General features: G+C 63.7%; 13 protein-coding genes. 5 read left to right on the top strand and 8 right to left on the bottom strand.

From position 1 onward, the window contains the following. Positions 1-8: 8 nt before the first annotated feature. Positions 9-785: a class I SAM-dependent methyltransferase gene (locus tag INQ47_RS07745; protein ID WP_404701447.1), complete on the top strand. Its 777-nt coding sequence runs from the start codon at positions 9-11 to the stop codon at positions 783-785. Positions 786-854: 69 nt separating this feature from the next. Here the strand turns inward: INQ47_RS07745 and INQ47_RS07740 are convergent, their stop codons facing one another. Next, positions 855-1496, bottom strand: a complete 642-nt coding sequence (locus INQ47_RS07740) for a TetR/AcrR family transcriptional regulator (protein WP_021785930.1) — start codon at positions 1494-1496, stop codon at positions 855-857. 175 nt (positions 1497-1671) lie between these two features. Here INQ47_RS07740 and INQ47_RS07735 point away from each other — a divergent pair, with 175 nt between their 5' ends. Together INQ47_RS07735 and INQ47_RS07730 are read left to right on the top strand one after the other, a co-directional pair. Continuing rightward, positions 1672-2772 (top strand): efflux RND transporter periplasmic adaptor subunit, encoded by a 1101-nt coding sequence (locus tag INQ47_RS07735; protein ID WP_404701446.1) that lies wholly within the window; start codon positions 1672-1674, stop codon positions 2770-2772. A gap of 6 nt (positions 2773-2778) precedes the next feature. Continuing rightward, complete coding sequence (locus INQ47_RS07730) at positions 2779-5844, top strand: efflux RND transporter permease subunit (protein ID WP_404701445.1); 3066 nt, start codon at positions 2779-2781, stop codon at positions 5842-5844. A 141-nt stretch (positions 5845-5985) separates the two neighbouring features. Here INQ47_RS07730 and INQ47_RS07725 read toward each other — a convergent pair whose 3' ends face one another. The 3 genes from INQ47_RS07725 to plsB all read right to left on the bottom strand — a co-directional run bounded on the left by INQ47_RS07725 (position 5986) and on the right by plsB (position 9667). Next, entirely contained in the window at positions 5986-6672 is a 687-nt protein-coding gene (locus INQ47_RS07725) for a DUF4197 domain-containing protein (protein ID WP_209963937.1), read from the bottom strand. 33 nt (positions 6673-6705) lie between these two features. Next, on the bottom strand, positions 6706-7104 hold the full coding sequence (locus INQ47_RS07720) for a YbaY family lipoprotein (protein WP_404701444.1): 399 nt from the start codon (positions 7102-7104) through the stop codon (positions 6706-6708). 76 nt (positions 7105-7180) lie between these two features. Then, positions 7181-9667 (bottom strand): glycerol-3-phosphate 1-O-acyltransferase PlsB, encoded by a 2487-nt coding sequence (gene plsB, locus INQ47_RS07715; RefSeq protein WP_252460205.1) that lies wholly within the window; start codon positions 9665-9667, stop codon positions 7181-7183. Positions 9668-9900: 233 nt separating this feature from the next. On the opposite strand from plsB, the gene INQ47_RS07710 reads away from it, so the two are divergent. Next, positions 9901-10110, top strand: a complete 210-nt coding sequence (locus INQ47_RS07710) for a cold-shock protein (protein ID WP_003252255.1) — start codon at positions 9901-9903, stop codon at positions 10108-10110. A gap of 122 nt (positions 10111-10232) precedes the next feature. Here the strand turns inward: INQ47_RS07710 and INQ47_RS07705 are convergent, their stop codons facing one another. The 4 genes from INQ47_RS07705 to INQ47_RS07690 form a co-directional block, all read right to left on the bottom strand. After that, complete coding sequence (locus tag INQ47_RS07705) at positions 10233-10610, bottom strand: hypothetical protein (protein WP_252460203.1); 378 nt, start codon at positions 10608-10610, stop codon at positions 10233-10235. Between the two features lie 17 nt (positions 10611-10627). Next, positions 10628-11440, bottom strand: coding sequence for a putative RNA methyltransferase (locus tag INQ47_RS07700; RefSeq protein ID WP_003252259.1), 813 nt, complete (start codon positions 11438-11440; stop codon positions 10628-10630). Next, positions 11440-12591, bottom strand: coding sequence for a succinyl-diaminopimelate desuccinylase (gene dapE / locus INQ47_RS07695; protein ID WP_252460201.1), 1152 nt, complete (start codon positions 12589-12591; stop codon positions 11440-11442). The genes INQ47_RS07700 and dapE overlap by 1 nt, the downstream gene beginning before the upstream one ends. 190 nt (positions 12592-12781) lie before the next feature. Next, the gene (locus tag INQ47_RS07690; protein ID WP_252460200.1) at positions 12782-15373 is read right to left on the bottom strand and encodes a glycosyltransferase; all 2592 of its coding nucleotides are present in this window, start codon (positions 15371-15373) and stop codon (positions 12782-12784) included. 119 nt (positions 15374-15492) lie between these two features. Between INQ47_RS07690 and tcdA the strand changes: the two genes are divergently transcribed. After that, a complete protein-coding gene (gene tcdA, locus INQ47_RS07685; RefSeq protein WP_176682749.1) occupies positions 15493-16302 on the top strand; it encodes a tRNA cyclic N6-threonylcarbamoyladenosine(37) synthase TcdA in 810 nt (269 codons plus the stop codon). The last annotated feature ends 28 nt before the right edge of the window (positions 16303-16330 follow it).

The following is a 16330-nucleotide window of genomic DNA, read 5'->3' as shown; positions in this document are numbered from 1 at the left end:
TGTGAACGATGGAAGAGCAAGGCACGGGTATCAGGGTCGAGGCGATGACAGCTGAATATGCGCAACAGGCCAAGGCGTGGGCTGAACGCCTGAGCCTGCCGCTGCAGGACGATACCGCCGGCTTCGCTGTGCAGGTGGGCGCCGACGGCTTGCAGATTCAGCAACTGGGGCCGCAGGCGCCCGGGCCGGTGCGTGTCGACTTCGTCGAAGGCCAGGCTGCGCATCGCCGCCAGTTTGGCGGTGGCAACGGGCAGATGATCGCCAAGGCCGTGGGCATTGCCCAGGGTGTACGGCCGCAGGTGCTGGATGCCACGGCGGGGCTGGGCAAGGACGCGTTCGTGCTGGCCAGTCTTGGTTGCCAGATGACCTTGATCGAGCGTCAGCCCCTGATTGCCGCGCTGCTGGAGGATGGCCTGGTGCGGGCGCGAGCGGATGAAGAGGTGGGCCCGATTGTCGGGCGCATGCGCCTGCTGACCGGCAACGCCATTGAGCGCATGCGCGCCTGGGAAGGGGAGGCGCCGCAGGTGATCTACCTCGACCCGATGTTCCCGCACCGGGACAAGAGCGCCCTGGTGAAAAAGGAAATGCGCGTGTTCCGGCCATTGGTGGGCGATGACCTGGATGCCCCGGCGCTGCTCGAAGCCGCCCTGGCACTGGCCAGCCACCGGGTGGTGGTGAAGCGGCCGCGCAAGGCGCCAATCATCGACGGGCCGAAGCCCAGCCACAGCCTGGAAGGCAAGTCGAGCCGGTATGACATTTATCCGAAGAAGGCGCTGAAAGCCTGACGGTTGTGTTACCTGCCCCAGCCTCTTCGCGGGTAAGCTCGCGAAGAGGCCTGCAAAGATATCCAGATATCAGGGTTTGAATGCCCTCAAGAATACCCCTACCACCTCGCGCACATGCGCCTCGGCTTCATCGCCCTCCAGCGGCCCCGCGCAACCCAGCAGCAACCGGTAATCCGGTGCCCCTTTGACCAGGCAGAAGAAGTGCTCCGCAGCGCGCAGCGGGTTGTCGATGCGCAGCAGCCCGCGCTCATGTGCTCCGCGCAGTAACGCTTCCATGCCTGCGAGCACGCGCTTGGGCCCGGCTTCGTAGAAGTACTCGCCAAAACTTGGGTCCAGGCTGCCCTGGGCCATGATCAGGCGGCTGAGCTTGATCGCTTCGTCACTGCTGATAAGCGCCTGGAAGTTGCGGGCAATGGTCAGCAGTACTTCTTCCACCGGTACCCCCTCGGGATACTCGAACAGCAGGTCAGGCAACTGGATCTGGCAGGTGGCCATGACCGCCGAGCAGAACAGGGTCTGCTTGTCGGTGAAGTGGCTGTACACGGTGAGCTTTGAAACACCTGCCGCCGCAGCGACCGCATCCATGCTGGTGTTGGCATAGCCAAGGCTGAGGAACAGCGTCTTGGCCGCTTCGAGGATCGCCTCGCGCTTGGCCAGGTCCTTGGGCCGGCCCGGGCCGATGGGTGCGTCGTTGGACATTGTGGTCTGCATCTGGTTGAAGGATCACCATCTTAACGGGTCAGGCGCCATCCGGCGAAAGGCAGGCTGCATTACCTGCTCACCGCACGCTTGAAAAACCGGCGCACACCCTTCCCGCCATCGTTTCGCTGACTTAATATACCCGTCAGTACAAATATTAAATGTGCACTCCGCGAAAGGATTCATCATGTTGCGCCATGCCTTGTCCATCGCTCTGCCCGCCGCTGCTGCCCTGCTTCTGGCGGCGTGTGGCCAGGAAGCCGCCCCACCCGCCGCACCGCGCCCGGCACTGGTGGTTCAGCCACAGCCGGCCGAAGCCGCTGCCGACAGTTACCCAGGTGAGGTGCGTGCGCGTTTCGAACCGGAGCTGGCCTTCCGTATTGGCGGCAAGGTCAGCAACCGTTTGGTCGAGGAAGGGCAGCGGGTAAAGGCCGACCAGCCGCTGGCCGAACTAGACCCGCAGGACGTACATCTGCAGCTGGAAGCCAACCGCGCCCGGGTGGCCGCTGCGCAGGCCAACCTGTCGCTGGTGCGCGCCGAGCGCGACCGCTACCAGAAGCTGCTGGAACGGCAGATGGTCAGTCATTCCCTGTACGACAATGCCGAAAACCTCTACCGCGCAGGCCTTGCTCGTCTGAAGCAGGCCAAGGCCGAGTTCGATGTGGCTGGCAACCAGGCCGAATATGCCGTGTTGCGTGCGCCGCAGGCCGGGGTGATCGCCAAGCGCCAGGTTGAAGTGGGCCAGGTGGTCGCCGCCGGGCAGACCGTGTTTACCCTCGCCGCCGATGGCGAGCGAGAAGTGGTCATCGGCCTGCCGGAGCAGCAGTTCGCTCGCTTCGCTGTGGGCCAACCGGTGAGCGTGGAGCTGTGGTCGCACCCGCAGGCGCGTTTCCAGGGGCGCATTCGCGAGCTGTCACCGGCTGCCGACCCGCGCTCACGCACGTTCGCGGCGCGCATCGCCTTTACCACGGCCGCCGTACCGGCTGAACTGGGCCAGAGCGCCCGGGTGTTCATCGCCAAGGATGGGCTGATCCCGCTGTCGGTACCGCTGTCGGCAGTGACTGCGGAAAACGGTCAGGCCTATGTCTGGCGGGTGAACAAGGAAAGCCGCCTGGAGCGGGCGACGGTGCGGCTGGGGGCGTATGGCAGCGACAGTGTGCCGGTACTCGAAGGCCTGGACCCGGGTGACTGGGTGGTTGCCGCTGGTGGCCATGTACTGCGCGAGGGCCAGGAGGTACGCCCTGTGGACCGCAGCAACCGTGTAGTGAACCTGACGGCCAAGGAGTAAGTCCCGATGGGTTTCAACCTTTCTGCCTGGGCACTGCGCAACCGCCAGATCGTCCTGTTCCTGATGATCCTGATGGCCGCCATTGGCGCCATGTCGTACACCAAGCTTGGCCAGAGCGAGGACCCGCCATTCACCTTCAAGGCCATGGTCATCCGCACCCTGTGGCCGGGCGCCAGCGCCGAAGAAGTGGCGCGGCAGGTGACCGAGCGCATCGAGAAGAAGCTGATGGAAACCGGTGAGTACGAGAGGATTGTCTCATTCTCCCGCCCCGGCGAATCGCAGGTCACCTTCATGGCCCGCGACTCGCTGCACTCCAAGGACATCCCCCAGTTGTGGTACCAGATCCGCAAGAAGGTTGCGGACATCCGTCATACCTTGCCGCCGGAGATCCAGGGCCCGTTCTTCAACGACGAGTTCGGCACCACCTTCGGCAATATCTATGCGCTGACTGGCGAAGGCTTTGACTATGCGGTGCTCAAGGACTACGCCGACCGTATCCAGATCCAGCTGCAGCGGGTCAAGGATGTGGGCAAGGTCGAGCTGATCGGCCTGCAGGACGAGAAAGTCTGGATCGAGCTGTCCAACCTCAAGCTGGCCACCCTCGGCGTGCCGCTGGAAGCCGTACAGAAGGCGTTGCAAGAGCAGAACGCGGTGAGCACCGCCGGTTTCTTCGAGACGCCCAGCGAGCGCCTGCATCTGCGGGTGAGCGGGCGTTTCGACAGCGTCGAGCAGATCCGTCAGTTCCCCATTCGCGTGGGTGATCGCACCTTCCGGATTGGCGATGTCGCCGAGGTGCATCGTGGCTTCAACGACCCACCCGCACCACGCATGCGCTTCATGGGCGAGGATGCCATTGGCCTGGCAGTGTCGATGAAAGACGGTGGCGATATCCTTGTTCTGGGCAAGGCCCTGGAAGGCGAGTTCGAGCGCCTGGCGCACAGCCTGCCGGCCGGCATGGAGCTGCGCAAGGTCTCGGATCAACCGGCGGCGGTGAAGGCTGGCGTGGGGGAGTTCGTCCAGGTGCTGGTCGAGGCGCTGGTCATTGTGCTGTTGGTGAGCTTCTTCTCGCTGGGCCTGCGCACCGGCCTGGTGGTGGCGCTGGCCATTCCGCTGGTGTTGGCCATGACCTTTGCCGCCATGCATTACTTCGGCATCGGCCTGCACAAGATTTCCCTCGGCGCACTGGTGCTGGCCCTGGGCTTGCTGGTGGATGACGCGATCATTGCCGTGGAGATGATGGCGATCAAGATGGAGCAGGGCTACGACCGGCTCAAGGCGGCCAGCTATGCCTGGACAAGTACGGCCTTCCCGATGCTCACCGGTACGCTGATCACGGCAGCAGGCTTTCTGCCGATTGCCACCGCGGCCTCCAGCACGGGCGAATACACCCGGTCGATCTTCCAGGTGGTAACCATCGCTCTGCTGACCTCGTGGGTGGTGGCCGTGGTGTTCGTGCCTTACTTGGGCGAGCGCCTGTTACCCGACCTGGCCAAGCTGCATGCGGCGCGCCATGGCAAGGACGGCCATGCGCCAGACCCCTACGCCACCCCGTTCTACCAGCGCGTGCGACGGCTGGTGGAGTGGTGCGTACGGCGGCGCAAAACGGTGATCTTGCTGACCATTGCCGCCTTTGTCGGCAGCATCCTGCTGTTCCGCTTCGTGCCCCAGCAGTTCTTCCCGGCCTCCGGGCGCCCGGAGTTGATGGTTGATCTGAAGCTGGCCGAAGGCGCCTCGCTGGCCAATACTGCCGAGCGGGTCAAGCAGTTGGAGGCGCTGCTCAAGCAGCAGGACGGTATCGACAACTACGTGGCCTATGTGGGCACCGGTTCGCCGCGCTTCTACCTGCCGCTGGACCAGCAACTGCCGGCAGCCAGCTTTGCCCAGTTCGTGGTGCTGGCCAAGTCGATGGAGGACCGTGAGCGCCTGCGCAGTTGGCTGATCAGCACTGTGGACCAGCAGTTCCCCGACTTGCGTGCCCGGGTCACGCGCCTGGAGAACGGTCCGCCCGTGGGCTACCCGGTGCAGTTCCGGGTCACTGGCGAGCATATCGAGAAGGCCCGTGCACTGGCCCGTGAAGTGGCTGACAAAGTACGCGAGAACCCGCATGTGGTGAACGTGCACCTGGACTGGGAAGAACCTAGCAAGGCGGTGTTCCTGGAAGTCGATCAGGACCGCGCCCGTGCGCTGGGCGTGAGCACCGCGCACCTGGCCAGTTTCCTGCAAAGCTCGCTGATTGGCACCACGGTCAGCCAGTACCGCGAGGACAATGAGCTGATCGAGATCCTGCTGCGCGGCACCCTCCAGGAACGCAGTGAACTGGGCAATCTGGGTAGCCTGGCGTTGCCCACCGACAATGGCCGGAGCGTGGCGCTGTCGCAGGTGGCGACCCTGGAGTACGGCTTTGAAGAAGGCATCATCTGGCACCGCAACCGCTTGCCGACGGTGACCGTGCGTGCCGATATCTACGACCAGGAGCAGCCGGCGACGCTGGTGAAGCAGATTCTACCGACCCTGCAGGAAATCCGCGCCAAGCTGCCCGATGGCTACCTGCTGGAGGTGGGGGGCACGGTGGAGGATTCCGAGCGTGGGCAGAAATCGGTGAATGCCGGCATGCCACTGTTCGTCGTGGTAGTGCTGAGCTTGCTGATGATCCAGTTGCGCAGCTTCTCGCGCACGGTGATGGTGTTCCTCACCGCGCCGCTGGGGCTGATTGGTGTGACCCTGTTCCTGCTGGTGTTCCGCCAGCCGTTCGGCTTTGTCGCCATGCTCGGCACCATTGCCCTGGCGGGGATGATCATGCGCAACTCGGTGATCCTGGTGGACCAGATCGAGCAGGACATCGCAGCGGGGATGGAGCGTTGGCAGGCGATCATCGAAGCCACCGTGCGGCGCTTCCGGCCGATTGTGCTGACCGCGCTGGCGGCGGTGCTGGCCATGATCCCGTTGTCGCGTAGTGTGTTCTACGGGCCGATGGCGGTGGCGATCATGGGTGGGCTGATCGTGGCCACGGTGCTTACACTGCTCTTCCTGCCGGCGTTGTATGCGGCGTGGTTCAGGGTGAAGAAGGGCTGAAGGCCGCTCCTACAACGGCCTGTGTCCAACCCCGCCGCCGTGTAGGAGCGGGTTTACCCGCGAATACGGTGGCGGCAGCAACGGTGAGCGGCTGGTGAAAATTGGCCAGCAGGCCCGACCCTTTCGCGGGTGAACCCGCTCCTACAGCGCGCCGAAGACCTTCTTGGCCAGGCTGGTAGCCGCAGCTGTCGGGTTCTGGCGAATGCTCTGTTCCTGCTTGCCGATCATCTCGAACAGGCCGTCCAGCGCCTTCTCGGTCACGTAGTTCTCGATATTGGCGTCATCCTTGACCAGCCCCAGGCCTTTGGCCTGGGCAGCGAAGGCATTGTACTGCTGGGCCACGCCGACCTTGTCGGTGGCCTGCTTGACGATTGGCAGGAACTTGGCGCGGATCTGCTCGCGGCTGCTCTTGTTCAGGTACTGGGTGGCCGAGTCGTCACCGCCGCTGAGAATGCCCTTGGCATCGGTCACGCTCATGTTCTTCACGGCCTCCACCAGAATTGCCTGGGCCTGCGGCACGGCAGCCTCGGCGGCCTTGTTCATGCTGGTTTCCAGGGCTTCGACCTGTTCACCCTTGCCGAACATTTTCATTGCCTTGGCAGCTTTGCCCAGGTTGCCTGGCAGCTCGATGCGCACGTCCGGGTTGTTGCTGAAGCCGCCTGGGGTGCTCAGTTGCTTGACGGCCAGTTGCGCACCTTGGGTCAGGGCGTCCTTCAGGCCGCCGGTGGCGTCTTTCTGGCTGAGATCGCCGAGCGACAGGGCCAGGGCACTGGCCGACAGCAGCAGGCCGGCGCACAGGGTGGTGAAGCGCAGGGAAGTGCGGATCATGAAGCTTTCCTTGTAAACGGATGAGTACGGCTATCAGCGAACCTGGTCTACCTTGATGCGTACAGATTGCAGGTCACTGCCATCGAGCGCGACAGCGTGGTGTTCGGTATTGATGAACAGCAACTTGCCATTCAGCTCGATGCGCGCGCTCACCGCATAGCGGTGGCCAGGCTTGACCTGCGCGGGGTCATAGGTGAGATGGAACGGCAGTGGTACGTTGCCTTTGACCGGGCCGGCCTGGCGCGCCAGGGTTACGGCAGGGGCGTCCATCAGCGACACATCCTGCAGTTCCACGCTCAGGGTGGCGGCAGGCGGCAGGGCAATGCGCTGCAGGTAGAAGACTTCACCGTCCAGGCTGGCCTGGCTTTGTGGGGTTTGGCTGGAACAGGCTGCAAGCAGGGATGCGCAACACAGCATAAAGAGCTTTTTCATGGAATCTCCGGTGTCCTTGGAGCTGGCTTGTGGCCAACCCCAGGGACTTTAGCGGATTTTCCCGACCGATGAACCGTTAGAGTGCCGAAGTTTCCAGCCCGTCGTCACGGTGCAGGGCCACCTGGCGGATCGACAGGCGCAGCTCGGCCGACAGCACACGCTTGGCCACGCCCTCGGCCAGCTCGCCGAGCTTGTCCTGATAACCCAGCTTGCCTTGCGCGTCGGCGTGCAGCACGCCTTGCTCGAGCAAGGTCTGGATGAAGTGGCGGAACAGCGTCTTGTCGAAGAACTCCGGCGCGTTCAAACCATGCAGGATCGACAGGCGCTGGGCCATCATCACGCACAAGTCTTCCAGCGCTTCGGCGCTCAGGCTGTTCTGCCCGCTGTTGATCAGCAGCGAGGTGGCCATGTAAAAGCGCTGCAGGGTCTGGGTGATGGTGCGGGCGAGCAGGGTCAGCAACACGAACTGCCGCGAACTGGGCGCCGGGCGCACGTACAGGTCGTTGTCCTGGCGCAGCAGGCCCTGTTCCACCAGCGCGACCAGCCATTGGTCGATTACCTCGTCCAGCTGTTCTGGCGTCCAGCGCAGGAACAGTTCGGCCTGCAGGTACGGGTACAGCGCGTGCACATACTGGCCCAGCAGTTCACGGCTCATGCGTGAACTGCTGAGGAAGAAGCTGGCCAGCAGCGCCGGCAGGGCGAAGATGTGCAGCACGTTGTTGCGGTAATAGGTCATCAGTACCGCATTGCCTTCATCCAGATAGAGGATGCGGCCCAGGGCGTCCTTCTGCTCGGCCACCAGGTTCATGCTGCGTACATGTTCGATCAATGCCTGGCCGTCGCCCTCGGGCAGGGTGGTGTGGGGCGAGTAGGGCACTTGGCGCAGCAGCGCCAGGTACAGGTCGAGTACGCGGGTCAGGGCGCGTTCGTCCAGGGCAAGGCGGCTGGTGGACAGCAGTGCCAGGGCCACCAGGTTGACCGGGTTGATGGCGGCCGCCTCGTTGAGGTGACGGGCCACGGTTTCTCCAAGGCGGGCGGTGGTGGCGTTGAGCCAGTCCGGACGGTACTGCGGACCGTGATCCTGTTCCCGCCAGCCGGGCTGCTGCTGGTCGAGGAAGCCAGCCAGGCGGATGGGCTCGCCGAAGTTCACGTAGACCTGGCCAAAGCGCTGCTTGAGTGCGCCGAACACCTTGAAGATGTCGAACACCGACTCCTTCTTCTTGCTGGCGCCGCGCAGTTCGCCCAGGTAGGTACGGCCTTCAAGCACGCGCTCGTAGCCGATGTACACCGGCACGAACACGATTGGCGTACGCGACGAACGCAGGAAGCTGCGCAGGGTAATGGCCAGCATCCCGGTGCGCGGCTGCAACATGCGCCCGGTGCGCGAGCGGCCGCCTTCGACGAAGTACTCGACCGGGAAGCCCTTGGTGTACAGGGTATGCAGGTACTCATTGAACACCGCCGTGTAAAGCGGGTTGCCCTTGAACGTGCGGCGCATGAAGAAGGCGCCACCACGGCGTAGCAGGTTACCCACCACCGGCATGTTGAGGTTGATGCCTGCAGCCACGTGCGGCGGAGTGAGGCCGTTGCGGAACAGCAGGTACGATAGCAGCAGGTAGTCGATGTGGCTGCGGTGGCACGGCACATAGATCACTTCATGGCCAGGGGCGATACCCTGCACCTGTTCGATGTGGTTGACCTTGATGCCGTCGTAGATCTTGTTCCAGAACCAGCTGAGCACCACTTCGAGGAAGCGGATGGCGGTATAGGTGTAGTCCGAGGCTATCTCGTTGCCATAGCGCAGTGCCTGGGCCTCGGCTTTGGCCAGCGGCAGGTTCTCGCGCTGTGCTTCGTCGGCAATCGCCTGGCGCACTTGCGGGGCATGGACCAAGCCTTTGACCAGGGTGCGTCGGTGCGAGATGTCCGGGCCGATGACCGCCGTCTTGAGGTTGCGAAAGTGCACGCGCATCAGGCGCTGTGCCATGCGCACGGTGCGCTCGTGACCTTTGTTGTGCTGCACCAGTTCGCGCAGGTGGATTGGCGCGGAGAACTGTACCCGGGTCTTGCGCCCGAGGATCAGTACGGTCAGCAGCCGGCGCAGGCGCCCGGTTACCGCCCAGCTGTCGGCGAACAGCAGCTTCCAGGGGCTGGACTCGCTGGCAGGGGTCTGGCCCCAGAACACGCTGACAGGAATGATCTGCGCATCTTCTTCGGCATGCTGGCTGACGGCAGCCACCAGGCGCTCGAGCGTTGGCGGGGCGCCTCTTTTGTCCTGGCGGCCGAGCCAGTCCGGGTCGGGGGTCAGGTAGAAGAACGCGGCGGGTTCCTGCAGTTGACCGACGGCTACCGGCAGCACCGGGCGCGGCAGCCCCGCCTTGGTGCACTCGTGGTCAAGCACGGCCAGGTCGGTGAGCGCGGGCGAGGGCAGTGCGTAGAACACCGGCCGGCTGCGGTCAAGGTTGAGGGTCATGGAAGACTGGTTGATGGTCTCGGAGCGCACCCACAGGTACAACAGGCGACGCAGGCCGCCGAAAATCAGGCGGCGCAAGGGGGAACGGGTCATGGGGTGTGTGCCCTGGGTGTGATTATCAGGTGAGTATCCTGCTATTTAGTCTGCCGTATCGGCGTAAGTTCAGCAAAATTCGGCCAACAGCGGGGCCGTCATCAATTTTTTTTGTTCTGTGTCATATACTCGGCCTGCCACTTGCAGGATATTTCGGCAAGCGGCGTTGGCATGGGGCAGGTGACCTCATGCCTGCAAGGCGATCTTCACAATAAAAATCCGGAGTAGTTCAGATGTCGTCTCGTGAGACTGGGAATGTAAAGTGGTTCAACGATGCCAAGGGTTATGGCTTCATTCAGCGCGAAGGTGGTGCGGATGTGTTCGTCCACTATCGGGCGATTCGCGGTGAGGGGCATCGTACCCTGGTCGAAGGGCAGCGGGTGGAGTACGCCTGCGTGCAGGGCCAGAAAGGCCTGCAAGCCGAAGACGTAGTGGGCCTCTGAGCCTCTGGTTTCAAACCGTAGGAGCGGGCTTGCCCGCGAAGCAGCCACCGAGGTGGCTGCCACGGGCATAGCCCGTGTTCGCGGGTAAACCCGCTCCTACAGAAACGAGCAAGGCTGCCGTTTCATGATGTACGCCAGGTGATCTCCTCTTCACCGTCGGCGCTGATGCGGACCCAGCGGTCGGCATCTTCTTCCCCGTCTTCCTCAACCCAGCCACCCGGCGCGCAGCGCACTTCCACACCCAGCGCGGCAAATGCGGCGCGGGCGCAGGCAACATCATCGGCCCACGGCGTCTGGTCGCTTTCCAGGTACAGGCTGTTCCATTTCCCTACAGCCTTGGGTAACCAAGTGACCGGAATGTTACCGGCCAGGCATTTGAAGGTCTGGCCTTTCTGCTTCCATTCAGTGCACGGGCCGATTGCCTGGGCAAGCCACTCGGCAATCTGCTTGTGGTCGACGTCGGCGTCCTTCAGGTAGATCTCGATATCAGGTTGACGCATAAGGGCTCCGGATGTGCTCAGTCTTGGCGCACGAAATAGTCATAACGCATGGAAACCGTGACCTCGAACGGCTCGGGCTGGTCGATCACCCGGGCCCGTTTTTCGGCGCTGGCGCGCCAGCCGTGTGGGGTCATGGCCAGCAGGTCGGCGCGGGCCTTGGGCGCGGCCAGGCTCAGGCGGAACTCGAGGGTTTCGCTGTGGGCATGGGCCATGCCTTCAGGGACCAGGGCCAGGTGCTTGTCGTCGGCGTAAGGGCGTACTTCATCGTAGAGCACTTCACGCAGTTCCATCAGGTGGCCGCTGGTCGGACCGACCCGCATCAGGCCGCCGCCGGGGCTGAGCAAACGCTTGGCCTCGGCCCAGTCCAGCGGGCTGAAAACGCTGGCGATGAACTGGCAACTGGCGTCGGTCAGCGGCACGCGGGCCATGCTGGCGACCATCCAGGTGACCGCCGGTGCTCGGCGGCAGGCACGCTTGACCGCTTCGCGGGAGATGTCCAGCGCATAGCCGTCGGCGGCCGGCAAGGCCTGGGCGATCTGTGCAGTGTAGTAACCCTCGCCGCAGCCGATGTCCAGCCAGGCGCCAGGCTGGCGCTCGGCGGCCAACTCGGCCAGGCGGCGGGCGACTGGCGCGTAATGGCCGGCGTCGAGAAAGTCGCGGCGGGCCTCGACCATGGCCTGGTTGTCACCGGGGTCGCGACTGTTCTTGTGCTGCACCGGCAGCAGGTTCAGGTAACCCTGGCGGGCGCGGTCGAAGCGGTGGCCGGCTGGGCACACCACACCATTGTCGAGCCGGCTCAGCGGCGCTTGGCAAAGCGGGCAGGCAAGCATCAGGCGAGCAACCGGACCAGGGTCTGGTAGTAGATTTCGGTCAGCAGATCGAGGTCACTGGCAAGGATCCGCTCGTCAACCTGGTGGATCGTAGCGTTGACCGGGCCGAGTTCGACCACCTGGGTGCCCATGGTTGCGATGAAGCGGCCATCGGAGGTGCCGCCGCTGGTGGAGGGCTGGGTATCGCGACCGGTGACGCCCTTGATGCTGGCCGCCACGGCGTCGAGCAGCTCGCCTGGCTCGGTCAGGAACGGCAGGCCCGACAGCGCCCAGTCGACCGACCAGTCCAGTTCATGCTTGTCGAGAATCGCCGACACTCGGGCCTGCAGGCCTTCGACGGTGGACTCGGTAGAGAAGCGGAAGTTGAACAGCGCGGTCAGCTCGCCCGGGACCACGTTGGTGGCACCGGTGCCGGAATTGACGTTGGAGATCTGGAAGCTGGTTGGCGGGAAGAACGCATTGCCTTCGTCCCAGTGCTCGGCAGCCAGTTCCGCCAGGGCCGGGGCGGCCAGGTGAATCGGGTTGCGCGCCAGGTGCGGGTAGGCCACATGGCCCTGCTTGCCGCGTATGGTCAGCTTGGCGCCCAGCGAACCACGGCGACCGTTCTTGACCACGTCACCCAGCAATGTGGTGCTGGACGGTTCGCCGACGATGCACCAGTCCAGGCGCTCGTTGCGCGCTTTCAGGCGCTCGACCACCGCCTTGGTACCGTGGTGGGCCGGGCCTTCCTCGTCGCTGGTGATCAGAAACGCGACCTTGCCGCGGTGGTTCGGGTAGTCCTGCACGAAGCGCTCGCTGGCGATAACCATGGACGCCAGGCTGCCCTTCATGTCGGCGGCGCCACGGCCGCAGAGCATGCCGTCGGCGTCGATCAGCGCCTCGAAGGGTTCATGCTGCCATTGCTGGACCGGGCCGGTGGGCACCACGTCGGTGTGGCCGGCAAAGCACAGTACCGGACCTTCCTGGCTGCCGTGGGTCGCCCAGAAGTTGTCGACGTCTTCAATACGCATCGGCTCCAGCTGGAAGCCTACGGCACCCAGGCGTTTCATCATCTGCGCCTGGCAATCGGCGTCGACGGGGGTGACCGAGGGACGACGGATCAGGTCGCAGGCCAGTTGAAGGGTGGGCGAGAGCTCGGCAGGGGCCGTCATGGGGGACTCCGGGGCAAGGCAAGGCGGGGAAATCTGAGGGGCGTTATCTTATATCAAATGGTTTCGGGCAGCACGGCCCATTCGCGGGCACGCCCGCTCCACCAGGTACCGCACAGCTCTGAATGCCTGTGCCAGGCCTGTGGGAGCGGGCGTGCCCGCGAATGGGCTGCACAGGTCAGCCCAGGCAACTTCAAGCCTGCTGCGCTTCGGCAGCCTTTTCTGCGGGCTTGGGCAGCGACGACAAGAATGCCATCACCAGCGCTGCCACATATGGCAACGACTGCACCAGCAACATCGCCACCCAGAAGCGCATGTCCGAGCTCGGCAGCCCCTGAACCAGGTAGATACCCAGCGCCGCGCCCCACAGCAGCACCATGATGAACAGCTCTTCACGCGCTTCGGAAATCGCCACCAGCAACCCATGGCTGTCAGCATTCTTCGGCGTGCGGAAGAACGGCATGCTGCTGGTGAAGAAACCATACAGGACCGCCTTGGCGATGGTGTGCGACAGTGCCAGCCCGGCCAGCGCAGCTGCAAAGGCATCCTTGAGGTTCACCCCCACCGCTCGGCGGTACAGGAAGACGATCTTGCCCACCTTGAAGAAGAACAGCGCCAGCGGCGGGATGGCGAAGATCATCAGTGGCGGGTCGACCCGATGCGGCACGATGATCATCGCCGCCGACCACAACAGCGCGCCGATGGTGAAGAAGATGTTCATGCCGTCGGCGATCCACGGTAGCCAGCCGGCCAGGAAGTGGTAGCGCTGGCCACTCGTCAGCTGGCTGCCTTTGCCGCGCAGCAGTGCGCTGGCGTGGTGCTTGATGATCTGGATGGCGCCGTAGGCCCAGCGGAAGCGTTGCTTCTTGAAGTCGATGAAGGTGTCAGGCATCAGGCCCTTGCCGTAGCTGTTGTGGGCGTAGGCGGCGGACAGGCCTTTCTCGAAGACGCGCAGGCCCAGTTCGGCGTCCTCGCAGATGCACCACTCGGCCCAGCCCAGTTCTTCCAGCACACTGCGCCGGGTCATGGTCATGGTGCCGTGCTGGATGATCGCGTCACGGTCGTTGCGGGTGACCATACCGATGTGGAAGAAGCCCTTGTATTCGCTGTAGCACAGCTTCTTGAAGGCGCTTTCGTGCTGGTCGCGGTAATCCTGCGGTGACTGCACCACGGCAATTTTCGGGTCGGCGAAGTGCGGCACCATGTGCTTGAGCCAGTTGCGGTCGACGCAGTAGTCCGAGTCGATTACCGCGATCACTTCGGCGTCCTTGGCCGTATGCGGGATCAGGTAGTTCAGCGCGCCACCCTTGAAGCCGGCCAGAGGCGCGACGTGGAAGAACTTGAAGCGCTCGCCAAGCTTCTCGCAGTGGGCCTTGAGCGGCTCCCACACAGCCGGGTCCTTGGTGTTGTTGTCGATCACCAGCACTTCGTAGTCGGGGTAGTCCAGGGCGGCCAGGGCGTCGAGGGTTTGTTTCACCATCTCAGGTGGCTCGTTGTAGCACGGCACATGCACCGAAACCTTGGGCCGGTAGGCACTGTCGGCCTGCACGGGCAGGAACTCGCGGCGGCGCTTGTGTATCCATACCGCCTCGGCCAGTTCGTGGGCCTCGGTGAGCAGCACGATGAACACGCCCAGCGCGCCGAGGGCCAGCAGCACGCCCACGGTCAGGCTGAACCAGGTGCTGTATTGCTGGCTATAGTCGTAGGCGATCCACACCAGCACCGACCCGCACAGGAAGGTGATGAACGTCAGGAAGGTCCGGCCACGCTGGCGCAGGGCCGAGCCATCGATGAACAGCACCGTCAGGGCGATCATTGCCAGCACCACCGACGCCACTGCCAGGGCCCGCCACTGCGGGATCGCCACCACGGGGCCGTCGAAGTTGAACTTCTGTTTGCGCTCGGCGTTGTACACGCCCCAGTAGGCGCCTACCGAGCCTTCGTCGCTGGCCTTCCAGGGTTGGTCATAGGCTTCAATGACAAAGTAGTTGTAGCCACGGCGGTTGAGGGTGTTGACCAGGGTGCGCAAGTAGATGGCCTGGTCGGCCTGTGTGGCATCGGCACCACCGCGCATGCGGCCGTTGCTCGGCCAGCCGACTTCCGACAGCAGCAGCGGTTTGCGCGGGAACTGGCGCTTCAGTTCGCGGGCGCGGTCGAGGACGAACTGGACCGAATCCTTCATCGGCACGAACTCCCAGTAGGGCAGGATGTGCGCGGCAATCAGGTCGACGTGCCTGGCCAGCTCGGGGTGTTCCTTCCAGATATGCCATTGTTCACTGGTGGTTACGGGCACCTTTACAGCTGCGCGTACCCGGTCCAGGTATTTGATCAGGTTTTCCGGTGTGACTTCTTCACGGAACAGCGCCTCGTTGCCGACCACCACCCGCACCACGCTGCGCGAAGTGTTGGCCAGCTGGATGGCCGTGGCGATTTCGCGCTCGTTGCGCTCCAGGTCCGGGCTGATCCATATCCCCAGCGTTACCCGCAGGCCCAACTCCTCAGCCAGGCGCGGGATGTCGGCCTGGGTGCCCTCCACGGTATAGATACGGATGCTGTCGGTCAGTTTGCTCAACTGCTCCAGGTCCTGGCGCATTTCGTCGTCAGTGGGATACTGACCCTTCTGTGGGCTTTCGCCCAGGCGGAACGGCGAATACGAAAAGCCAGAGATCTGTTCTGGCCAGGCGGGGGCGGAGACCGGGCGGTTGATCAGTGCCCAGAACCCGGTGAACAGTGCGGCGATGGCCAGCACGACTACCAGGTTCAGGCCGAATTTACGTGAAGACATCGTCGTCCATTCATGTCGAAGTGATAGGGCATTAAAGCAGGGTTGGCAGTCTCTTTCCTAACGATGCAGGCCATGGGTCCACTGGCATATAATGCGCGCCGGTTTTTTGGGGTATGAACATGAGCACAGAAGATCCACGCTTTGCCGGCGTTGCCCGGTTGTATGGCGACCAAGGGCTGCAACGGCTGGGCCAGGCCCATGTGGGCGTGGTCGGTATTGGCGGGGTGGGCTCGTGGGTGGCCGAAGCGCTGGCCCGCAGCGGCGTGGGCGAGATTACCCTGTTCGACCTGGACGATGTCTGTGTCAGTAACACCAACCGCCAGGCCCATGCGCTGGAAGGGCAGGTAGGGCGGCCCAAGGTCGAGGTCATGGCCGAGCGCCTGCGGGCGATCAACCCGGGGTGCACGGTGCATGCGGTGGCCGACTTCGTCACCCGCGAGACCATGGCCGAATACATCACCGAGCACCTTGACTGCGTGATCGACTGCATCGACAGCGTCATGGCCAAGGCGGCGCTGATCGCCTGGTGTCGGCGGCGCAAGATTGCCATTGTCACTACCGGTGGCGCGGGCGGGCAGATCGACCCGACGCAGATCCAGATCGCCGACCTGAACAAGACCTTCAACGACCCGCTGGCCTCGCGGGTACGCTCCACCCTGCGCCGCGACTACAACTTCTCGCGTAACGTCAGCCGCAACTATGGCGTGCCGTGCGTGTTCTCCAGTGAACAGCTGCGTTACCCCAAGGGTGATGGCAGCGTTTGCCTGCAGAAGAGTTTTGTCGGTGAGGGCGTGCGTCTGGACTGCTCGGGTGGTTTTGGAGCGGTGATGATGGTGACCGCGACCTTTGGCATGGTGGCGGCGAGCAAGGCGATAGAAAAACTGGTGGCTGGAGCGCGCCGGCCGTCGGAACGGGTCAAGCCTGAATAGACCGCGTGGGCTTTTTCGCGGCCTGCCC

This window comes from Pseudomonas sp. 3HC3 (assembly GCF_044904505.1).
Lineage (GTDB): Bacteria > Pseudomonadota > Gammaproteobacteria > Pseudomonadales > Pseudomonadaceae > Aquipseudomonas > Aquipseudomonas putida_Y.
This window is presented reverse-complemented; position numbering and strand designations above follow the sequence as displayed.

Coding starts and splice junctions, on each gene's coding strand:
- INQ47_RS07725 (WP_209963937.1), bottom strand. CDS start 6,672: ATGATCCGCACTTCCCTGCGCTTCACCACCCTGTGCGCCGGCCTGCTG.
- tcdA (WP_176682749.1), top strand. CDS start 15,493: ATGAGCACAGAAGATCCACGCTTTGCCGGCGTTGCCCGGTTGTATGGC.
- INQ47_RS07730 (WP_404701445.1), top strand. CDS start 2,779: ATGGGTTTCAACCTTTCTGCCTGGGCACTGCGCAACCGCCAGATCGTC.
- INQ47_RS07745 (WP_404701447.1), top strand. CDS start 9: ATGGAAGAGCAAGGCACGGGTATCAGGGTCGAGGCGATGACAGCTGAA.
- INQ47_RS07710 (WP_003252255.1), top strand. CDS start 9,901: ATGTCGTCTCGTGAGACTGGGAATGTAAAGTGGTTCAACGATGCCAAG.
- INQ47_RS07740 (WP_021785930.1), bottom strand. CDS start 1,496: ATGCAGACCACAATGTCCAACGACGCACCCATCGGCCCGGGCCGGCCC.
- INQ47_RS07720 (WP_404701444.1), bottom strand. CDS start 7,104: ATGAAAAAGCTCTTTATGCTGTGTTGCGCATCCCTGCTTGCAGCCTGT.
- INQ47_RS07735 (WP_404701446.1), top strand. CDS start 1,672: ATGTTGCGCCATGCCTTGTCCATCGCTCTGCCCGCCGCTGCTGCCCTG.
- dapE (WP_252460201.1), bottom strand. CDS start 12,591: ATGACGGCCCCTGCCGAGCTCTCGCCCACCCTTCAACTGGCCTGCGAC.
- plsB (WP_252460205.1), bottom strand. CDS start 9,667: ATGACCCGTTCCCCCTTGCGCCGCCTGATTTTCGGCGGCCTGCGTCGC.
- INQ47_RS07690 (WP_252460200.1), bottom strand. CDS start 15,373: ATGTCTTCACGTAAATTCGGCCTGAACCTGGTAGTCGTGCTGGCCATC.
- INQ47_RS07700 (WP_003252259.1), bottom strand. CDS start 11,440: ATGCTTGCCTGCCCGCTTTGCCAAGCGCCGCTGAGCCGGCTCGACAAT.
- INQ47_RS07705 (WP_252460203.1), bottom strand. CDS start 10,610: ATGCGTCAACCTGATATCGAGATCTACCTGAAGGACGCCGACGTCGAC.